General features: G+C 50.9%; 17 protein-coding genes. 16 read left to right on the forward strand and 1 reads right to left on the reverse strand.

Features of this window, described 5'->3' with window-relative positions:
* Window positions 1–22 precede the first annotated feature (22 nt).
* The 14 genes from wecB (at window position 23) to GIR22_RS21980 (ending at window position 18,118) form a co-directional block, all read left to right on the forward strand.
* Window positions 23–1,153 (forward strand): non-hydrolyzing UDP-N-acetylglucosamine 2-epimerase, encoded by a 1,131-nt coding sequence (gene wecB, locus GIR22_RS21915; RefSeq protein WP_178122413.1) that lies wholly within the window; start codon window positions 23–25, stop codon window positions 1,151–1,153.
* A 104-nt stretch (window positions 1,154–1,257) separates the two neighbouring features.
* Window positions 1,258–2,526: a UDP-N-acetyl-D-mannosamine dehydrogenase gene (wecC, locus tag GIR22_RS21920; RefSeq protein WP_154745359.1), complete on the forward strand. Its 1,269-nt coding sequence runs from the start codon at window positions 1,258–1,260 to the stop codon at window positions 2,524–2,526.
* 268 nt (window positions 2,527–2,794) lie between these two features.
* Complete coding sequence (locus GIR22_RS21925) at window positions 2,795–4,057, forward strand: oligosaccharide flippase family protein (RefSeq protein WP_178122409.1); 1,263 nt, start codon at window positions 2,795–2,797, stop codon at window positions 4,055–4,057.
* Window positions 4,050–5,366, forward strand: a complete 1,317-nt coding sequence (locus tag GIR22_RS21930; protein WP_154745360.1) for an O-antigen polymerase — start codon at window positions 4,050–4,052, stop codon at window positions 5,364–5,366. The genes GIR22_RS21925 and GIR22_RS21930 overlap by 8 nt, the downstream gene beginning before the upstream one ends.
* Window positions 5,367–5,378: 12 nt before the next feature.
* Window positions 5,379–6,230, forward strand: coding sequence for a glycosyltransferase family 2 protein (locus tag GIR22_RS21935; protein WP_178122410.1), 852 nt, complete (start codon window positions 5,379–5,381; stop codon window positions 6,228–6,230).
* Window positions 6,231–6,653: 423 nt separating this feature from the next.
* The gene (locus GIR22_RS21940) at window positions 6,654–8,792 is read left to right on the forward strand and encodes a bi-domain-containing oxidoreductase (protein WP_154745361.1); all 2,139 of its coding nucleotides are present in this window, start codon (window positions 6,654–6,656) and stop codon (window positions 8,790–8,792) included.
* Window positions 8,789–10,618 carry a heparinase II/III family protein gene (locus tag GIR22_RS21945; protein WP_154745362.1) on the forward strand — a complete coding sequence of 610 codons (1,830 nt, stop codon included), beginning with the start codon at window positions 8,789–8,791 and terminating at the stop codon, window positions 10,616–10,618. Before GIR22_RS21940 ends, GIR22_RS21945 begins: the two co-directional genes overlap by 4 nt.
* A 2-nt stretch (window positions 10,619–10,620) precedes the next feature.
* Entirely contained in the window at window positions 10,621–11,838 is a 1,218-nt protein-coding gene (locus GIR22_RS21950) for a glycosyltransferase family 4 protein (protein ID WP_154745363.1), read from the forward strand.
* Window positions 11,835–12,431, forward strand: coding sequence for a sugar transferase (locus GIR22_RS21955; RefSeq protein ID WP_154745364.1), 597 nt, complete (start codon window positions 11,835–11,837; stop codon window positions 12,429–12,431). The genes GIR22_RS21950 and GIR22_RS21955 overlap by 4 nt, the downstream gene beginning before the upstream one ends.
* Window positions 12,428–13,054, forward strand: a complete 627-nt coding sequence (locus tag GIR22_RS21960) for an acetyltransferase (protein ID WP_154745365.1) — start codon at window positions 12,428–12,430, stop codon at window positions 13,052–13,054. Before GIR22_RS21955 ends, GIR22_RS21960 begins: the two co-directional genes overlap by 4 nt.
* A gap of 97 nt (window positions 13,055–13,151) precedes the next feature.
* Entirely contained in the window at window positions 13,152–14,330 is a 1,179-nt protein-coding gene (locus GIR22_RS21965; RefSeq protein WP_178122411.1) for a DegT/DnrJ/EryC1/StrS family aminotransferase, read from the forward strand.
* A 351-nt stretch (window positions 14,331–14,681) separates the two neighbouring features.
* The gene (locus tag GIR22_RS21970) at window positions 14,682–16,676 is read left to right on the forward strand and encodes a polysaccharide biosynthesis protein (RefSeq protein ID WP_154745378.1); all 1,995 of its coding nucleotides are present in this window, start codon (window positions 14,682–14,684) and stop codon (window positions 16,674–16,676) included.
* A gap of 109 nt (window positions 16,677–16,785) precedes the next feature.
* Complete coding sequence (locus GIR22_RS21975) at window positions 16,786–17,121, forward strand: ComEA family DNA-binding protein (protein ID WP_154745367.1); 336 nt, start codon at window positions 16,786–16,788, stop codon at window positions 17,119–17,121.
* 148 nt (window positions 17,122–17,269) lie between these two features.
* On the forward strand, window positions 17,270–18,118 hold the full coding sequence (locus tag GIR22_RS21980; RefSeq protein WP_154745368.1) for an urea carboxylase-associated family protein: 849 nt from the start codon (window positions 17,270–17,272) through the stop codon (window positions 18,116–18,118).
* Window positions 18,119–18,123: 5 nt separating this feature from the next.
* Here GIR22_RS21980 and GIR22_RS21985 read toward each other — a convergent pair whose 3' ends face one another.
* Window positions 18,124–18,291 carry a DUF2897 family protein gene (locus GIR22_RS21985; RefSeq protein ID WP_154745369.1) on the reverse strand — a complete coding sequence of 56 codons (168 nt, stop codon included), beginning with the start codon at window positions 18,289–18,291 and terminating at the stop codon, window positions 18,124–18,126.
* A gap of 341 nt (window positions 18,292–18,632) precedes the next feature.
* On the opposite strand from GIR22_RS21985, the gene GIR22_RS26625 reads away from it, so the two are divergent.
* Both GIR22_RS26625 and GIR22_RS21990 read left to right on the forward strand, forming a co-directional pair.
* Complete coding sequence (locus GIR22_RS26625; protein WP_281349904.1) at window positions 18,633–18,944, forward strand: acyltransferase family protein; 312 nt, start codon at window positions 18,633–18,635, stop codon at window positions 18,942–18,944.
* Window positions 18,887–19,786 (forward strand): acyltransferase family protein, encoded by a 900-nt coding sequence (locus GIR22_RS21990; protein WP_281349900.1) that lies wholly within the window; start codon window positions 18,887–18,889, stop codon window positions 19,784–19,786. The genes GIR22_RS26625 and GIR22_RS21990 overlap by 58 nt, the downstream gene beginning before the upstream one ends.
* Window positions 19,787–20,038 lie beyond the last annotated feature (252 nt).

The raw sequence follows: 20,038 nt of genomic DNA on the forward strand, positions 1-20,038 counted from the left end.
CTTGAGTTTCTAATATGGAGTTATTGGTGTGAAGACATTGTGTGTTTTTGGTACTCGTCCCGAGGCGATCAAGATGGCTCCGCTAGCCCTTGCACTCGCGGCTGATGAGCGCTTCGAGGCCAAGGTCTGCGTTACTGGCCAGCACCGTGAAATGTTGGACCAGGTTTTGGGGTTATTTGCCATAGAACCCGACTATGATTTGAATATTATGAAGGCTGGTCAAGATCTGACGGACGTCACTACGTCGATCTTGCAGGGTATGAAAAACATATTTGCTGAGTTTCAGCCGGATGTCGTCTTGGTTCATGGCGATACCGCTACAACTTTTGCCGCAAGCCTTGCCGCGTACTATCAGCAGATCCCGGTGGCACATGTAGAGGCAGGTTTGCGTACCGGTAACCTCTATTCACCTTGGCCCGAAGAGGGTAACCGCAAGTTAACCGGAGCTTTGGCTAACCTGCATTTTGCGCCAACATCGACCTCTCAGGCCAACCTGTTGCGCGAAGGTATCGACCCCGGCAGGATCGTAATTACCGGTAACACGGTCATCGATGCCTTGCTGGATGTGGTCAGTCGGCTTGATCAGGATGACAGTCTCAGGGGCCAGGCTGCCGCGCCAGCGTCTTTTCTTAACCCGGATCGCAAGTTGATTTTGGTGACAGGTCACCGACGAGAGAGTTTCGGCGGCGGCTTCGAGCGGATCTGTCAGGCGCTGATGGAAGTAGCTACAGCTCACCCCGAGGTAGATATCGTCTACCCCGTACATCTGAATCCTAATGTGCGCGAGCCGGTTAATCGGCTGCTGACGGGGATCAACAACGTTCACTTGATTGAGCCGCTGGAGTATCTGCCCTTCGTTTATATGATGAGCCGCTCGTATATCATCCTTACCGATTCGGGTGGTATCCAGGAAGAGGCGCCGTCGCTGGGTAAGCCGGTACTGGTCATGCGAGACACCACTGAACGGCCGGAGGCTGTTGCCGCTGGAACAGTAAAACTGGTGGGCACACAAACGGAGCGCATCGTCGAGGAGCTTAATCGGCTTCTGGAAGACCCTGCCGCATACGCGAGCATGAGCTATGCGCATAATCCGTACGGTGAGGGGGACGCGTGCAAGCGAATCCTGGAAACTTTGCTGACATTGCATAAATAAGCGAACCAAACGCTAATCAGGCAGCCTGCGGCTGTTTCGGCCTCGGGCGAAACATGTTGGAATTGGCCCTTTCTTTCCCAGTTCAAACCGTTGTAAGGAACATCATGTCGTTTCAAACTATTTCCGTTATCGGCCTTGGCTATATTGGTCTTCCTACTGCGGCCGTATTTGCCTCGCGCAAGAAGCAGGTCATTGGTGTAGACGTCAACCCGAATGCGGTAGCCATCATCAATAAAGGCAGTATTCATATTGTTGAGCCCGACCTTGACATGGTGGTGCACGCCGCAGTGACTAATGGTTATCTGCGCGCGACGATGGTGCCGGAACCGGCTGATGCATTTTTGATCGCCGTTCCGACACCCTTCAACGAGGATTACACTCCAGATCTTGGGTACATCGAGTCGGCCAGTAAGGCCATTGCCCCGGTGCTGAAGAAAGGTGACTTGGTGATTCTTGAGTCCACCTCTCCTGTAGGGGCAACCGAACAGATGTCGGCCTGGCTAGCAGCCGCGCGTCCGGACTTGAGCTTTCCTCAGAACTGTGGCGAAGATTCCGATATTCGTATTGCTCACTGCCCCGAGCGGGTGCTCCCGGGCCACGTGCTGCGTGAGTTGGTTCAGAATGACCGCGTAATTGGAGGTATGACACCAAAGTGTTCTGCGGCGGCAGTATCGCTCTATCAGATATTCGTCGAAGGTGAATGCGTCATCACCAACGCCCGAACAGCGGAAATGTGCAAGCTGACCGAAAACAGCTTTCGCGATACCAACATAGCATTTGCCAACGAGCTGTCGATGATATGTGACAAGCTGGAGATAAATGTTTGGGAGTTGATTCGTTTGGCCAACCGCCATCCGCGGGTCAATATCCTGCAGCCAGGGCCTGGTGTCGGTGGGCATTGCATCGCGGTTGATCCTTGGTTCATTGTTAGCAAGACGCCGGACGAAGCCCGTTTGATTCGGACGGCGCGTGAGGTCAATGACAGTAAGCCGGAATGGGTGCTGGAAAAGACCAAGCTGGCGGTTGCCGAGTTTCTCCAGGCTAACCCGCACAAGACAGCTCGCGAGGTGACCATTGCCTGCTTGGGCTTGGCATTCAAACCCGATATTGACGACCTGCGCGAGAGCCCAGCACTTGCGATCACCCAGAAAATACTTGCCACTCACCCAGGTCCGGTGATTGCGGTTGAGCCCAATATCGAGGAGTTGCCGAATCAACTGGCCGGTCAGCTCAAGTTGGTGAGTACTGAGTCGGCAATCGCTGATGCCAACGTGATCGTGCTTCTGGTTGATCACAAGACCTTCAAAAAAATCCCGCCCAGTATTCTGACCTCGCATAAAGTCGTTGATACGCGTGGTGTCTGGTCGGCTTGACCGCGAGTTTGCTGGTGTTGCCGCGCAGTCAAAGCTCTGTGCGCTGTAGGCAGGTGGTGGTATGCAAGCAGGGTGATCGCCAAGCGTTAAAATCCTGGCCGCACTTAAGCATCTGCCTGGAATATTGAGGGAAGCTTCGACATGAAATTGACTCAGTCAGTCTTGGCTGGCCTCGTTATGGTTGAGCGGGGCGTCTTTGCTGTTGACTACAGCGGAGTTTGTGAAGGTTTGCTCACCAGGCACTGGAATCTCATGGGGAGAGACTCTAGTGCGCGTTAACGCAAATCTGATCAACGGTTTATCGCTGGTGTCGATACAAGGTGCCAACGCTTTGTTTCCCCTGTTGGTCTTTCCTTTTTTGCTGACAGTGCTGGGCAAAGACGCGTTTGCCGAGTTGGTTGTAGCCGAAGCTATGGCGTTCTATGTATTGACGGTATGCCTTTACAGTTTCGATACCAGTGGCGTGCATTCTATTATCGAGGCCAGAAAGCAGGGCGGTGCATCGGCGGAAGCTGAGTGTTTTTTCAATATTCTCGGGACACGCATCGCACTGTTTGTGGTATCTGCCCTGCCATTGGCTGGCGCCTATCATGTATTTGCTGACGGTAGTTTGACGGTCCTGTTGGCTTGGTTGTGTTTCGTGCTGGGCATGATTCTTCAGTGCAACTATTATTTTCAAGCTATTGAAAGTAACGGCCTGCTAGCAGCGTTTGTTCTGATTTCACGCTTTTGTGCGGTGTTGGCGATCTATTTTTTTGTTGATGGTGCGGAAGATATTTTACTAGCATCGATGATCTTGGCTGGTAGTTTTCTGGCATCTGGCATCGCGGCTTTTATCTTTTTGCTTTGCCGTTTCGGAGTAGGGAGCATGAGGTCCGCCAGTGCTAAGGCAATAATTTCTTTACTTGGCGAAGGGAGGCACTTATTTTTTGGCAATATATCAGTAGTACTCTTTCGAGGCGCAAATGTTCTGATCTTGACCGGTGTTTCTAATACTGCTGCAGTTTCCACCTATGCGGTGGCTGAGAAGGTGGTGAAAAGTATTCAGGCCTTGGCGCGACCTCTCAATCAACTATTCATGCCAAAGGCTGTGAAGGCTTGGTCGTTATTGGCGCTGGAGCATAAAACCAACTTGCAGGCTTTTGATCTGATCTGGAAAAGTACACGTATTCAGATTTGCTTGATGTTTTTTGTACTACCGATTGGCGTGCTTGCGATCTATACAAGCCACATCTTAGGCTTCTTGCCAGGATTTAGTGACGAGGTCATTATACTTATTGCCTTGATGGCACCAGCGGTTATCTTTGGTGTCGCCAACGCGATGTTCGGAGCTGTTGGGTTGACATTGATAGGTGCGCAATCCTATTTTGCTACTACTGTATTTGCTGTAGGAACATCAATTTTTCTGTTTTCACTAACGGTATCCTATTTTTTTGATGCCTTTGGGGCAGCGCTTGCCTTTGTTTTGGCAGAGATATTGTTGTTGATTTCATTTGTATGGAAGTATCTGCGGAAGCCAAAGCATGGATGAGTTTTTGATTTTCAAAGTAATAAATATTTTCCTGGCTTTTTTGTTTTTGTTGGGGGCTTGGGGGGCAAGAAAGATTTTTAGCGTTTGGCTGAATCCTGTCTCCATACTTCTACTTTTTTGGTTTTTTTATACGGTTTTTCCTCTTTTGGCTGCCTTCGAAGCGCCAGTTAGTCCGTTTGCAATTTTATATATATTGTCGTTTTGTTTTGCTTTTTCCCTATCATGCTTTCTATTTCCTTGGCGCACTGCTTTAGCTCGTAACGAAAATAAGCTTTCTGCGGATTATTATTTTAATAGGCCGTTGATGGTTGGTGCTTTTTACGGGGCGGCAGGCTTTGCAGTGTTAATGACTTTCCTTGGTGTCCTACAACAAGGAGTTTCGATTGAGCAGCTCCTGGCTGATCCTATTGCTGTGGGAGGAGTCTATGCCGGGAAACGGTACTCTGGCGAAATTATCCCCACTATCTATGCACAGCTCGGCCTGCAATGCAGTTATTACACCGCAGTCTTTGGAGGGTTGGTATACGGTTCGCGTGGTGCTGCAAAGGGTAAATTAAAACTTTTGCTATTTGCGTTTCTTCCGGCACTGCTTGTCATGTTTTTGCAAAGTGCCAAGGGATTGCTTTTCTTCTCTGTTTTCCTTTTTCTCGGAAGTGTGCTTGTTACCAGAATTTATAATAAAAATTATACGCTGCTAAATTATAAGGGAATTCGTAGTTTGACCCTATATGGGTTGTTGGTGTTTCCCTTAGTGATAGCTTCTTTCTTATCTCGTGGAGTCTATCAACTTGGTGATACGGCTTTAATACTGAATCGCCTCAGGTTCTATTTGGTAACGTATTCTTCTGTGCATTTGCCCGCATTTTCAGACTGGTTCTCTGAGCGCTATTTGGGAGAATCCTTAATGAATTATAAGCATGACACTTTGACTATGGGTTTTTACACATTTATGTCGCTTTTCCAGTTAGCAGGTGATGATCGTAGTGTCCCTATGGGGATTTATGATGAGTACTATGCTTATGGAGATTTTGTTAAAGGGAATCTGTTTACAGTTTTCCGAGGGCTTATTAATGACTTTGGTTTGCTAGGGAGTTTGTTTTTTGCATTTGTTGTTGGGTTGTTTTGTAATTTTGGTTACTGGCGGCTGCTATGCCATCGCAATAGTATGTTTGCAGTTTTGTTTTTTGTTTACTTCGTTGCTATAAGTTATCAAACTTATATAATTAGCTCTATGAGTTGGTTGACGATTCCATTGGTTTTTATAGTTCAGTGGGTTTTGTTGCTTGTTTTAATGAAGGTTAGGGTTTAGTCGAGGTTTCGAGTGAAAATTTGCATTGTTTCAGTGTGTTATAACGCCCACGAGGATGCCCAGCGTTTTCTAGCCTCCGTTGATCTTGCTTTTCGTGCCACTCCAGGTTTGGCGCTTGATGTCATCCTCGCTGATAACTCAACAATCGCTCCAGCGATGGATATTGCTTCCCGGCAGTACGCGTTCTCATTTAAATATCAAAAAAACGATAATGTTGGCTATTTTCCGGCCTTTAATAAGGCTCTTGCCAGTCAACCTCATGGGGTCGAAGGCTATGATTTCGTTGTGGTATGCAACGTTGATCTGGTTGTTGCCGAAGATTTCTTTGCAACCCTACTGGCTCATCCGGTGGGTGGTGACGTAGGGCTGGTCGCCCCAGGTATTTTTTCCGACAGAGATGGTCGCGATCTGAACCCGAAAATGATGCGTCGCCCCAAGGTGCGTAAGATCAACTTTATGCGCTTGGTATGCTCGAACGTTGTGCTGTTCCGCTGGTACCTCAAACTGGCTCGCTTGCGCGAGCGAGCGCGTTCTCGTGCGCAGCAGCGCAACCGTGGGCTGTCAGCCACGACGACGGTCCGTCCGCCGCCGATGTACGGAGCCCATGGTTCGTTCATGGTGTTCACCCAGCGTTACTTTGCCAAGGGCGCGGACGTTGACTACCCGCGTTTTTTGTTTGGGGAAGAGGTGTTTGTTGCCGAACAGTTGCGCAGACATGGTTTGAGCATCGAACATGTCCCTGGCGTGCGGGTTTTTGATAAGGAGCACGCCTCTACATCGCAGGTAAAATTGGATTTCATTTGCGGCGAGCATAAGAAGTCATACGATTACCTCTATACTCATTTTCTAAGAGACAGGCCCTAGCGTCACGGCTGGAGCAGGAGCCTTTTTCAGGGAGCATACTTTTTTCTTATGGCGCCAAGCTCTACATCTTCGAACAGGCGTATCGCACTTGTGTCGCGTTCCCGAGGGGGCAGGGACTGCTATATGCAACGGATACGCAGATTGCCTACAACGCCATCAGGTTTCAGGCTTGTTGTGACGGCGAATGGGTGTCCGAGCCGTTGCTCGACATCAATAGTTCGTGTATTTAGGACTACCGATCACGCGTTTACTTTATGTTTTGGATGGACACCGAGTCTCCGGATCAGAAGTCCAAACCTTTTTCCCCGCGGGGTCGCCCGTGATAACACCCTGTTTGCTTATTCAAGCGATAACAGGGGAAGTGATCTTTATACCGAAGTTTATCGCTTGGGTTGTGAATAATATTTTTGCGTTGAGGGTGGTATGAAGCAGATTCTTCAAGACATGGCCAAGGGCGGCACAACTATAACGGTTGCCCCCGCGCCGCAGATATCTCGTGAATACGTGATCATTAACAGCAGTGTTTCGCTTATATCGGCAGGCACTGAGCGGATGCTCGTCGGTTTCGGCAAGGCATCCTATCTGGACAAGGCTCGCCAGCAGCCGGAAAAGGTCAGGATGGTGTTGGAGAAGGTCAAGACTGATGGCCTGATGACTACGGTTGAAGCGGTGCAGTCCAAGCTTGGCCAGCCACTTCCTCTTGGCTACTGCAATGTTGGTGTGGTGGCCGAGGTTGGAGGTGGGGTAGAGGGTCTTAAGGCTGGTGATCGAGTAGTTTCCAATGGCCCTCATGCCGACGTAGTCAAGGTGGCGAAAAACCTTTGTGTCCGTATTCCCGACACTGTCGATGATGAGTCGGCGGCGTTTGTGGTGGTGGCTAGCATTGGCTTGCAGGGAATTCGTCTGGCGCAGCCCACACTGGGCGAGGCCTTTGTAGTCACTGGTGTGGGCCTGATTGGCTTGCTCACTGTACAGTTGCTGCGGGCGCATGGCTGCCGGGTGCTGGCGATCGACTTTGATGAAGCGAAACTTGAGCTCGCTCGCCAGTATGGCGCACAGATTTGTAACCCCGGTAAAGGCGAAGACCCGGTGGCAGCAGGTATGGCCTTCAGCCGTGGCCAGGGTGTCGATGGAGTGATCATTACTGCATCGACCAAATCCAACGACCCGGTGACCCAGGCAGCGCGAATGAGCCGTAAGCGTGGGCGAATCATCCTGGTGGGGGTGACCGGTCTTGAACTCAATCGCGCTGATTTCTATGAGAAAGAATTGAGCTTCCAAGTGTCTTGCTCCTATGGGCCTGGGCGTTATGATCCCGAGTATGAAGAGCAGGGTCAGGATTACCCTTTGGGCTTCGTGCGCTGGACGCAGCAGCGTAACTTCGAAGCAGTATTGGATATGCTCGACAGCGGGCAGTTGGAAGTTAAGTCGCTGATTACTCATCGCTTCGCATTCGAGGATGCGCCAGACGCTTATGCCGCCCTGACTCAGGATAAGTCCGGCCTGGGGATGCTGCTGTTGTACACCTCTGAGGCTGCCGAACGTGCCATACGCCAGGTACCGCTTTCAAGTGCAGCGACGTTTAACGCTCAGCGTCCGGTCATGGGGTTCATCGGCGCTGGTAATTATGCATCAAGAATGCTTATCCCTGCATTCAAGGCCGCGGGGGCGCAGTTTCATACGATTGTTACCGCAGGCGGTATTAACGGTGTAATACACGGCAGTAAAGCAGGTTTTGCGCAAGCCTCAACTGATATCAAGGCGATGCTGGATGAAAGCAGTATTAATACAGTGGCAATTGTTACGCGACACGATAGTCATGCACGTTTTGTCGCTCAAGCGTTGGACGCGGATAAGCATGTTTTTGTAGAAAAACCATTGGCTATTGAACTCGAAGAATTGGAGTTGATTGAAAAAGCCTATCAGAATGCTGTTGAACGAGGGCTACAGCCTCATTTGATGGTCGGCTTCAATCGGCGTTTTTCTCCACAAGTTCAAAAAATTAAATCTCTGCTGGCGGCTGTAAAAGAGCCAAAGTCTTTCATTATGACGATGAATGCTGGAGCTATCCCTTCGGATCATTGGACTCAAGATAGTCTTGTCGGTGGTGGACGCATAATTGGTGAAGCTTGTCATTTCATTGATTTAATGCGCTTTTTGGCTGGTAGTAAGATTGTTTCGATTCAAGCAAGAAGAATGGGGGATACGCCTGCGGTCGCAATTACTGAAGACAAAGCGGCAATTACCCTCGGCTTTGAAGATGGGTCTTTTGGTACTATTCTTTATTTGGCAAATGGCTCATCTAGCTTTCCAAAAGAAAGAGTCGAGGTTTTTACTGCTGGCCGGGTGCTGCAACTGGATAATTTCCGCAAGCTCAAAGGTTTCGGCTGGCCTGGTTTCAGCAAGCTAAATCTCTGGAAACAGAACAAAGGGCAGGGTGAATGTGCCTCGGCGTTCCTCTCCGCGGTGGCGACTGGAATCGCTACGCCCATCGCGGCTGATGAGATATTCGAAGTGGCACGGGCAAGTATCGAAGCGGCACGGATTTTACGTGAGCAATGAGTCTACTTATTGTTAAAGCTAAAACCGCAGTTGCACTCGGGATTGGTAATCTTGCTCGTGTGCTGACTTACCGGGTTGGTGTCAAAACAGGCCTGAACCCGGTCAGACGGCTTGAGGCGGTCGCCCCAGTCGGCCCTTTTTTCGCCGAAAGCACCAGGCAGGCCTGTGCATTGCCTTATACATCTCAGTGGAATACCCAGGTCCGATATTTCGGATACTGGGTATGTCCCATTATGGACGCTCCCCCAGACTGGCATTTGAATCCTCTTAATGGAGTTCGAGTGCCAAACCCCGGGCAGGAGTGGTGGCGTATTCCTGATTTCGATGCTGGTGTGGGTGATATCAAGAATATCTGGGAGGCTTCACGCTTCGACTGGACGTTGGCCTTCGCGCAAAAATCTCTTAGCGACAAGGCTTTAGGTGTTGGACATCTAAACAGGTGGTTGGCTGATTGGTGTGAGCAGAATCCGCCATATTTCGGTCCTAACTGGAAGTGTGGCCAAGAGGCTTCTATCCGAGTACTGCACCTGGCAATGACAGCGGTAGTTCTTGAGCAATTTGCAAATCCATTGCAAGCGCTTGTCGATCTGATTCTATTACACCTCAAGCGCATTGAGCCGACATTGAGTTACGCGATGGCTCAAGATAACAATCACGGAACCTCTGAAGCTGCTGCGTTGTTTGTCGGCGGCAGTTGGTTGGCGCAATGTGGTTATCCAGAGGGTAAGCGCTGGCAACGCTTGGGGCGTAGGTGGCTTGAAAACCGTGCTGCACGCTTGATTGAAAGTGACGGCAGTTTTAGCCAGTACTCCATTAATTATCATCGAGTCATGCTCGACACGTTTTCGATGGTAGAGACGTGGAGAATAAAGCTCGGGCTGGCCGCGTTCTCCAGTATGTTTCAGTCCAGAGTGCAGGCTGCAGCGAATTGGCTTTATTCACTGGTTGATGAGCAAACAGGTGACGCTCCAAATATAGGCGCAAACGACGGGGCTCGCTTGTTGCCACTGACGGACACTGACTACCGCGATTTCAGGCCGTCGGTTCAGTTGTCCATGGCGTTGTTTTTTAATAAACGAGCATACGCTGCGGAAGGGCTCTGGAATTTGCCATTTGCTTGGCTGCAACTGGCTATTCCCTCAGCTGTTGTTGAGCCGCCGAGCACTCAACTGTTTGATAAAGGTGGGTATGCTTTATTGCGCAGGGAACAAACTTTTTTAGTATTGCGTTATCCACGGTTTCGTTTTCGTCCAAGTCAGGCTGATGCCCTGCATGTAGATTTGTGGCGTGCTGGAGTTAATTTGCTTCGGGATGCAGGCACCTATAGTTATAATACCACTGCCCAGTGGTTGAAATATTTTCCGGGAACTGCAAGCCATAACACTGTCCAGTTTGATGGCCGCGACCAGATGCCTCGCCTGAGTCGGTTTCTGTTCGGTAATTGGCTTCGGTCACATAAAGTTGAACGTGTTATTGATCTGCCTGATCTAGCATCCTGCGGAGCAACTTACATTGATGGTGAAGGTTGTATTCATGCGCGTCACGTTAAATTAACTGATGCCGGATTGCAGGTCAGGGACGAACTTTCCGGATTTAAACAATGCGCAATACTGCGTTGGCGTTTACAGCCGGGAAACTGGCAGCTTGATGACGGTGTGTTGACTAATGGTTTGCATCGCTTGTCAGTGACTGGCAATATACCAATCGTACGAGTCGAACTTGTTCAAGGCTGGGAGTCTCGTTATTATTTACAGAAGACTGAAGTTCCGGTACTCGAAGTTGAAGTGGCTTCGTCGGGTGTTTTGATTACGGAGTATAACTGGTAGTTATGAAAGTTCTTTATTTTCATCAGCATTTCTCCACTCCGCAAGGCGCCACCGGGATTAGGTCCTATGAGATGGCACGGCGCTTGATTGCCAGAGGCCATCAGGTAACCATGGTTTGTGGAAGCTATGGCGGCGGAAAGACAGGCCTGGACAGCCCGTTTTTAGGTGGCAAGCGTAAAGGAGTTGTCGATGGTATCGAAATCATCGAGTTTGACCTAGCGTACTCTAACAGCGATGGCCTGTTGGCTCGTGCGCTCAGTTTTCTGAAGTTCGCTATTCGTAGTATAGGTCTGGCACTGACAGAACCCTATGACTTGGTTTTTGCTACCACGACGCCATTGACTGCCGGCATTCCAGGCATCTTCGCTCGCTGGTTTCGCAGAAAACCTTTCATTTTTGAGGTTCGCGATTTGTGGCCTGAGTTACCCAAGGCTATGGGTGTCATTCGCAACCCCCTGATTCTTTCAGCCATGTCGTTGCTTGAGTGGGCCAGCTATCGCTCAGCCCATCGAGTCATCGGATTATCGCCTGGCATTGTGGACGGTATTGCCCTCCGAGGCGTTGATCGCGAACGTATAGCCATGATCCCTAATGGCTGTGATCTTGATATATTCAGTGTTCCTGTTGAGCCTTGGTTGCCGGTGGGTATCGAAAAGGATCACCTTCTCGCAGTCTTCGCTGGTACGCATGGAGTAGCCAACAAGCTGGATGCTGTGTTGGATGCGGCCAAAGAGTTGAAGTTTCGTAAACGTGATGACATAAAATTGTTGTTGATTGGACAGGGAAAGTTGAAGCCTGGGCTTGAGGCGCGTGCAACGAAAGAAGGGCTGGATAATGTGATATTTCATGATCCAGTTAACAAAGAAAAACTCTCCGGTTTGATGGCGAGTGCTGATCTTGGGTTGCAAGTATTGGCTAATATTCCTGCATTTTATTACGGTACCTCGCCTAATAAATTTTTCGACTATATAGCTGCAGGCTTACCCGTTTTGAACAACTATCCGGGTTGGCTGGCGGAAATGATCTCCAAAGAAGATTGTGGCTTTGTTGTACCCCCTGATAGTCCATCGCTTTTTGCCGACGCATTAGTAGAGGCAGCAGATGCTCGTAATGATCTGAAGGCCAAAGGCTTGCGAGGGCGGGAATTGGCTGTGCGAGAGTTTGACCGTCGAAAATTGGCAGATCGATTTGTTGATTGGCTGGAAGGGCACCCCAAATGATCAAGCGCACTTTTGACTTTTTCGCATCGGCTCTCGGGTTGCTATTGCTTGCACCCATCATTGCTGTGGTTGCCTGGCAAATTCGCAAGAAGTTAGGTTCGCCGGTTCTGTTTCGCCAGGTTCGGCCGGGTAAAGACGGTAAACCTTTCGAAATGATCAAATTTCGTACAATGCGAGATGCACACGATGCAATGGGTAATCCATTGCCTGACTCCGAACGGATGACACCTTTTGGCAGCTTTTTGCGCTCCAGTAGCCTTGATGAGTTGCCCGAGTTATGGAATGTGTTGAAAGGCGACATGAGCCTGGTGGGGCCGCGCCCATTGCTGATGGAGTACCTACCCCTTTATAACCGGGAACAGTACAGACGTCATGAGTCTCGTCCTGGAGTGACAGGATGGGCACAAGTAAACGGACGGAATTCGCTGGGGTGGGAAGAAAAGTTCGAATTGGATGTCTGGTACGTCGACAATCAATCTCTGTGGCTGGATATCAAAGTCATTTTGCTCACCGTCAAGAAGGTTTTGGTGCGCGACGGAATCAGTGCCGAAGGTGAAGTTACAGCAGCGAAGTTTAAAGGGACAAAGTCATGATCCGTCTGGCAGTTCTCGGTGCTAGCGGCCACGGTAAAGTCGTAGCCGATACAGCTGAGTGCTGTGGATGGGACCGGGTTGAGTTTTTTGACGACGCCTGGCCTGGCCAACTCCGAAATGGTGCCTGGGACGTCGTGGGCGATACTGCAACGCTTTTAGCCAGAGCGCATGAATTTGATGGTGTAATTGTGGCCATTGGCAACAATTCAGTTCGTAAGACTAAATTGGATCAGTTGAAAGCCTCAGGTGCGAAATTGATTAGCTTGCTACATCCCGACGCAACGTTCAGCCGGTATGCCACGATTGGTGAAGGCTCAGTTGTATTTGCCGGAGTTGTAGTGAATGCGGATGCTAACATCGGCGAGGGCGTCATTCTCAATACAGGATGTAGCGTTGATCATGATTGCCAAATGGGATCGTACGTACATGTCAGTCCCGGGGCCCGGCTTGCTGGCGGCGTATCTGTACAGGATTTGAGCTGGATCGGCATAGGGGCGAGTGTGCGTCAGATGGTTCGAATTGGTGCGCGGGTAACGATTGGCGCGGGTGCGGTAGTGATTGCTGACGTCCCAGACACGGTCACTGTTGCAGGCGTACCGGCTAAAATACTGAACCGCTCTTGACGCGTCGGTGATAATTTGCCTTGTGGTTTAATTAGTTAATGAGGGTGTGTGTTAACAAACCCTTTATTTTTCGGATGAATATTGACGGGTACTGGCTGTGTTGAACTCACCATTTTCTCCTTGGCCCTCCTTCACTGAAGAAGAGGCCAATGCTGTACGTGATGTAATTCTGTCCAATAAGGTTAACTACTGGACTGGCACGCAAGGGCGAGAATTCGAAAAGGAATTTGCAGCCTGGACAAGCACGCACTACGCCATAGGGCTTGCCAACGGTACCGTTGCTCTGGATCTTGCTCTGAAAGCCTTGGGTATTGGTATCGGTGATGAGGTGATTGTCACTCCACGTACCTTTCTGGCCTCTGTGTCCAGCATTGTCAATGCTGGGGCTATTCCGGTTTTCGCTGAAGTTGATCGAGAGTCGCAGAACATCACGGCCCAAACGATCCGAGCTGTCCTGACACCTCATACCCGCGCGGTTATCTGTGTGCATTTGGCCGGTTGGCCTTGCGATATGGATCCGATCATGGCCCTGGCTGATGAGTATGATCTCAAGGTCATCGAAGATTGTGCTCAGGCTCACGGAGCTTTATACAAGGGCCGTCCTGTGGGGTCGATCGGTCATGTCGGTGCTTGGTCTTTTTGTCAGGACAAAATCATGACGACCGGCGGTGAAGGTGGGATGGTTACGACGAACGATCGCAAGTTGTGGTCGGATATGTGGTCGTTTAAAGATCATGGGAAAAGCTGGGAAGCCGTTTATGAGCGGGAACACCCCCCGGGTTTCCGATGGTTGCACGAAAGCTTCGGGACTAACTGGAGAATGCTTGAGGTTCAGGCCGTAGTTGGTCGAATTCAACTTGAGCGAATGACGGACTGGCATGCTTCTCGCCTGGCTAACTCCGAGAGAATATGGAGTTGCGCTCGTCAATTGTCGGGATTACGTGTGCCATTGCTCCCTGAGGGTAGCGTTCATGCTGCGTATAAATGCTACGTATTTGTAGAACCTGAACAGCTCAAGCCCGAATGGAGCCGTGACCGTATTATGTCTGAGATTTCTGCTATGGGAGTCCCTGTGTTTTCGGGGTCTTGCTCTGAGGTCTATCTGGAAAAAGCCTTTGACGGCACTGGCTGGCGCCCGGAAAACCGCTTGGCTATTGCAAAGGAACTCGGCGAAACCAGCCTGATGTTTCTGGTTCACCCAACGGTGACTCGCTCTGAAATCGATAAGACGTGCACGGTACTTGGCGAGGTGATGACACTGGCTACTCAAGAGTAATCACTTCAAAAAAAACCGAGCAGTACCCCGCTTTTTACCCCCACCGCGAAATAATTTGACTGGGGGGGGCAGGCGCGTGATTCTGGCAGTTGCGGCCATTAACCTACTTTGGTTGTTGCCTATCGCTGCGTGGGTAGTCTTGTCAGGGCTCGTGGCGCCTGTGGGCTGGTTCTGGCCTATGCACCGTTAATTGCTCTGGCGTTAAAGTTCAGCGCTAGCGAGCTGGAAGCCGCGGCCGCAATGCTTGTCGAGCTAAGCTGACGACTTTTTATAAGCCATAATGTGCCAAGCGACGTAGAATGGGCGCGGGATAATAAATTATGGGAGCAGCATTCGGTGGCCGACGGCGTTATGGAAAAAATACGGGCTTCCTTGGTGGGATTACCGCGTCGTAAAAAACGACTGCTTCAGGTGTTTACTGACGTTTTTGTTGTCTGGGCGGCGCTTTGGCTGGCCTTTGTCGTACGTCTGGGCATTGATGACATGATCAACCCGTTTCGTGGTCATTTGTGGCTGTTCCTGGCGGCTCCCGTTGTTGCGATTCCTTTGTTTATACGTTTTGGCATGTATCGCGCTGTCATGCGCTATTTTGGTAATGACGCGCTGATTGCCATTATCAAGGCCGTGAGCCTGTCGTCCTTGATACTCGGGGTTATCGTCTACTGGTACAGCAATCATCAAGCTGTGGTCCCGCGCTCGATCATTTTCAACTACTGGTGGTTGAGCCTGATCATGGTCGGCGGCCTGCGTTTAGCCATGCGCCAGTATTTCCTGGGGGATTGGTTCTATGCGACGCAACATGTCCCTTTCACCAATCACGACGATGGCCTGCCACGCGTCGCCATTTACGGTGCCGGCTCGGCGGGCAACCAACTGGTGGCCGCCCTGCGCATGGGGCGTTTGATGCGCCCAGTGGCCTTTATCGACGACGACCTGAGTATCTCTGACCGCGTTATTGCCGGCTTGCATGTTTACAAGCCCAAGCATATCCAGCGAATGATCGATACCACCGGCGCTCAAGAGATTCTGCTCGCTATTCCTTCATCCAATCGTGGGCGCCGTCGGGAAGTCCTCGGGTTCCTGGAAGGCTTTCCGTTGCATGTACGCAGTGTTCCCGGTTTCATGGACCTGGCCAGCGGCCGGGTCAAGGTAGACGACATCCAGGAAGTTGATATCGCCGACTTGCTGGGGCGCGATGCGGTACCGGCACAAGACGAGTTGCTGGAGCATTGCATCAAGGGCCAAAGCGTCATGGTAACGGGGGCAGGCGGCTCTATCGGGTCCGAGCTTTGCCGACAGATTCTGGCCCTGCGTCCAACTACGCTGCTGCTCTTCGATCACAGCGAGTTCAACCTCTACAGTATCTTGTCCGAGCTTGAGCAGCGCATCACTCGTGAATCGTTGCCCGTAAAGCTGTTGCCGATACTGGGCTCGGTTCGCAATCAGTCCAAGTTGCTGGACGTGATGAATACCTGGCATGTAGATACCGTCTACCACGCCGCCGCTTACAAGCATGTCCCGATGGTCGAGCACAATATCGCCGAAGGTGTGCTGAACAATGTCATTGGTACGCTGAACACAGCCCAGGCCGCGCTTCAGACAGGCGTTGCAAACTTTGTGCTCATCTCTACCGACAAAGCCGTGCGCCCGACTAATGTGATGGGCAGCACTAAACGTCTGGCAGAGTTGACGCTCCAGGCGCTCAGCCGTGAACTGGCCCCCATCTTGTTTGGCGACAAGTCCAACGTGTCACGGGTCAATAAAACCCGCTTCACCATGGTCCGCTTTGGCAATGTGCTGGGCTCGTCCGGCTCGGTGATACCGTTGTTCCACAAGCAGATCAAATCCGGTGGGCCGCTGACGGTAACTCATCCAAAAATAACCCGTTATTTCATGACCATCCCGGAAGCGGCTCAGTTGGTCATTCAAGCGGGTTCCATGGGGCTGGGCGGTGATGTATTTGTACTGGACATGGGCGAACCGGTAAAAATCGTCGAATTGGCTGAGAAGATGATTCATCTATCAGGCCTGAGTATTCGCTCCGACAAGAACCCCCATGGCGACATCTCCATCGAATTCAGCGGTCTGCGCCCTGGTGAAAAGCTTTACGAAGAGTTGCTGATCGGTGACAACGTTGTCGCCACCCAACACCCGATGATCATGAGTGCTAACGAAGATCACCTGGGCTGGGAGGTACTCAAGGCCAAGCTCACAGAGCTGCTTGCGGCCGTGGAGCAGGATGACTACAACCGGGTTCGCCAACTGCTGCGCGATACCGTCAGCGGTTATGCGCCAGACAGTGAAATCGTCGACTGGATCTACCAGCAACGCCGTCTCGAACCCTGAGTTCACACCCTGTAACGCAGCCATTTTTGACTATCCCCGTGCATCACCTAAGTTTGAAAAGCAGCTTCGGAAAAGCTGCTTTTCTCACTGATGTCATGGAGCGTCCTTAATGCGTAAATCCTGTTTCTCTTCCCTGGTTTTTGCCGTCCTCACCAGTCTGTCACTGGCTGTCACCGCTGCACCCTCTGCCAAACCGGAGTCTCCCACGCCCATCGCCGCCCAGATGGCCCAGGCTGAGCAAACCTCCATCAAGGTCAATCTCAATAGTGCCAACGCCGGGACCCTCCAGCGCGATCTGTTCGGTATTGGTGCAGCCAAGGCCAAGGCAATCATTGCTTACCGTGAGTCCAATGGGTCATTTACGGCGGTGGATGAATTGCTGGAAGTGAAGGGGATTGGCAAGGCGCTTCTGGAGAAGAATCGCGAGAGGCTGGAGGTCAAATAAACCTGCAGTTATAGTCAGCCTGGGGCCGGTCACTGACCGGCCTTTTTTCCCTCTGCTGTTTCTGCGTTTTCAGATTAATGTGACGGTGAATATCACATTGTCTTTGGCGGCCCCGATCGCCTACCTACCGCTGATGGAGGATTTCACTATGTACAAAGACTATCCCGCCGCGTATCAGGTCAGTAAGGGCTCGGCGTTGCAGGTCGACAAGGGGTTTTACGAGCGGGTTCGTGATGCGGTTGATCAGCGCACGCTGATTGAGCAGTTCGATGTGCCGATCCGCACGGGGCGGGCCTGGAAGGTTCCGGCCGGGCATGTATTCCGGGTGACCACGCCGGTGGGCCCGCAGGTGGGTGATTTCAACGTGTGGAATGCCAATGACCCCCGCGAGCGCTTGTGGGCGGCGCGTACCCGGCAGTTGCAGGGGGCTCATGTCAGTACCCACGACCGGCTCTGGTCGAATCTACCGTTCCTGCGGCCGCTGGTGACCATTACGGATGACAGCCTGGCTGGTTATGGCATTGATGAGCATGGTGGGCGTCTGCATGATCTGCTTGGCACCCGTTGCGACCCTTATGTGAACAAGATGCTCACTGGTGAGGACTTCCACCACCATTGCCATTCAAACCTGACGCGGGCGGTGTTACCCCATGGGCTGACGGAGTTCGATGTGCATGACGTGCTGAATATCTTCCAGTGCACGGGACTCAATCACGACGATATGTATTTCATGAAAGCCTGCCCGGCGCAGAAGGGCGACTACCTGGAGTTTTTTGCCGAGATTGATCTGCTGTGTGCGCTATCGACGTGCCCGGGTGGGGATTTGTCGCTGCCGATGTGGGGGCCTGAGGCACAGGATCCATTGACGGTGTGTCGTCCGCTGGGGGTTGAGATCTATCGCTTGGAAGAAGCGTTGCTCAAAGGCTGGAGCCAGCCCGAGCGTGCGGCCTACAACGGCCAGCACGGGCTGCATATTGCCAAGGCGGCATGGGAATAACCTACTCAGCGATCCTGTGCGTCCTTGGCATCGGCCTGGGCGTTGCGTTCGGCCACGCGCTTGCGCTGTTCGTCGGTCAATTCCACTTTGTTGGCGCTGTCACGCAGCATCAACAATCCGCCGACGATCGAACCGATCGCGACCGCCATAATCAACCACGCATACCACGGCATAAGGCTCTCCTTGAGGCAGATTGCCGTGGGAGAGTTTTCCCACGGTATTAGCTGCTTTGAGTAACGGGCTTGGTCACTGGTTTCATTGTAGCCCTGTTCGACACCGTTCCATGGCCATGGCCTATAAAGGCAAGACGCCAGAGGTTGGCCTGAGTGTAACCGCTCCATGAACCGTACGCTGTTATACGTTGATGCATAGGGTTCGATTGCCCTGCAACGACGTCATGGAGGACATGCTCTACCAAAATAAATCAGTTATTATATGATGGCTTTTTCGAATGTCTCAGGAAGTACATGCTCAAGTGGAAATAATAAGTGCATTTGCTGCATTAATAGCAGTTATGGTTGCGTTGTTATCGACTCACTTAATCGTGAATAAGCTGATAACCCCTTCGTCTCAAGGTCGATTTGTAACTATCGATGGTTTACGAGGGTATCTTGCTTTTTTTGTGTTTCTTCATCACTCGTGTATATGGTATTACTATTTGCAATCAGGCGTTTGGGCTTTACCTCCCTCTAGGCTTTTTGTGCATTTCGGTCAAATGGGTGTTGCTCTATTTTTCATGATTACGGGTTTTCTTTTTTTAATAAGTTGTTGGATGAACGTGAGCACGGTGTCGACTGGCTTCGTTTATATGTCTCTCGTTTTTTGAGATTGACGCCTCTTTATTTGTTTTCCATGGCTCTATTGTTTTTGATTGTATGGGTGCTCACTAAGAACGGGCCGGCGCAACCTGTGGAGAAAATTTTGATAGAGGGCTTGAAGTGGATCGGCTTTAGGGTTTTTGGCGACCCTGATTTAAACGGCCTGTTAGGGACAAGGTACATTATTGCCGGAGTGACTTGGACGTTACCTTATGAGTGGTTCTTCTATCTGTTTCTCCCAGTTATTGCACTGGTTACGGGGCACCGTCCACCTATCAAGTATTTATTTTTAACGGCATTGGCGGTATATATATTTAATTCGTATGGTTATAGACTTGATTTTGGTTGGTTGTTTTTAGGCGGGGCGGGCGCGGCCTTTCTGGTTCGCTACGATCGCTTTACTGCTTTTGCCGTTTCAAAATGGGCAACATGTATTGTGGTTGGGGTTCTTGCGTTCACCGTGGCGTTCTATCCAACAATCTATGAGAAAAGTGCACCGCGGCTGTTGTTGGTGCTTGTCTTTTGCCTCGTCGCTGGAGGGAATAGCCTCTTCGGTCTGCTCGGGATAAAAGTATCACGTGCTATGGGTGAAATGGCATATAGCATTTACCTGCTTCATGGGATTTTATTATTTGTGACTTTCAAGTTTGTGTTTGGAAGTGTAAGTGCCAGCCAACTGACACCCCTTCAGTATTGGGGGGTGGTCGTGTTAATTACCCCTATTCTGATATTTGTATGCGGTTTAACTTTCAAATTTATAGAAAATCCTGCAATGAGGAGTGTCGGCGCACTGACCGGATGGATCAGGGCCAAGAAAAATGTTCGGTTGGAAGGCGAGAGCGCTCGTTAATCTGGTCGAGCTGGCCAAGTCGAAAAAGTTTACCTCGACCCCAAACCCGTGGATTTCCAAAAGCCCATCGATGGTTTGACCGCGCTGGTTGAGTTGGCGGTTGCGCTAGCGAGAGCTTTGCGGAAGGGATGGAAACATGCGCCTGTGGGTACAGGCGCATTATGCCTAGTGCTGCTTCGCAAGACACTCGCGCAATGCTTCGCGCCATTGCGGTTGAACGACTTGCCATTGTTGTTGCAGGCGGCTGCAATC

Origin of the sequence: Pseudomonas karstica (genome assembly GCF_009707515.1) — a bacterium.
Lineage (GTDB): Bacteria > Pseudomonadota > Gammaproteobacteria > Pseudomonadales > Pseudomonadaceae > Aquipseudomonas > Aquipseudomonas karstica.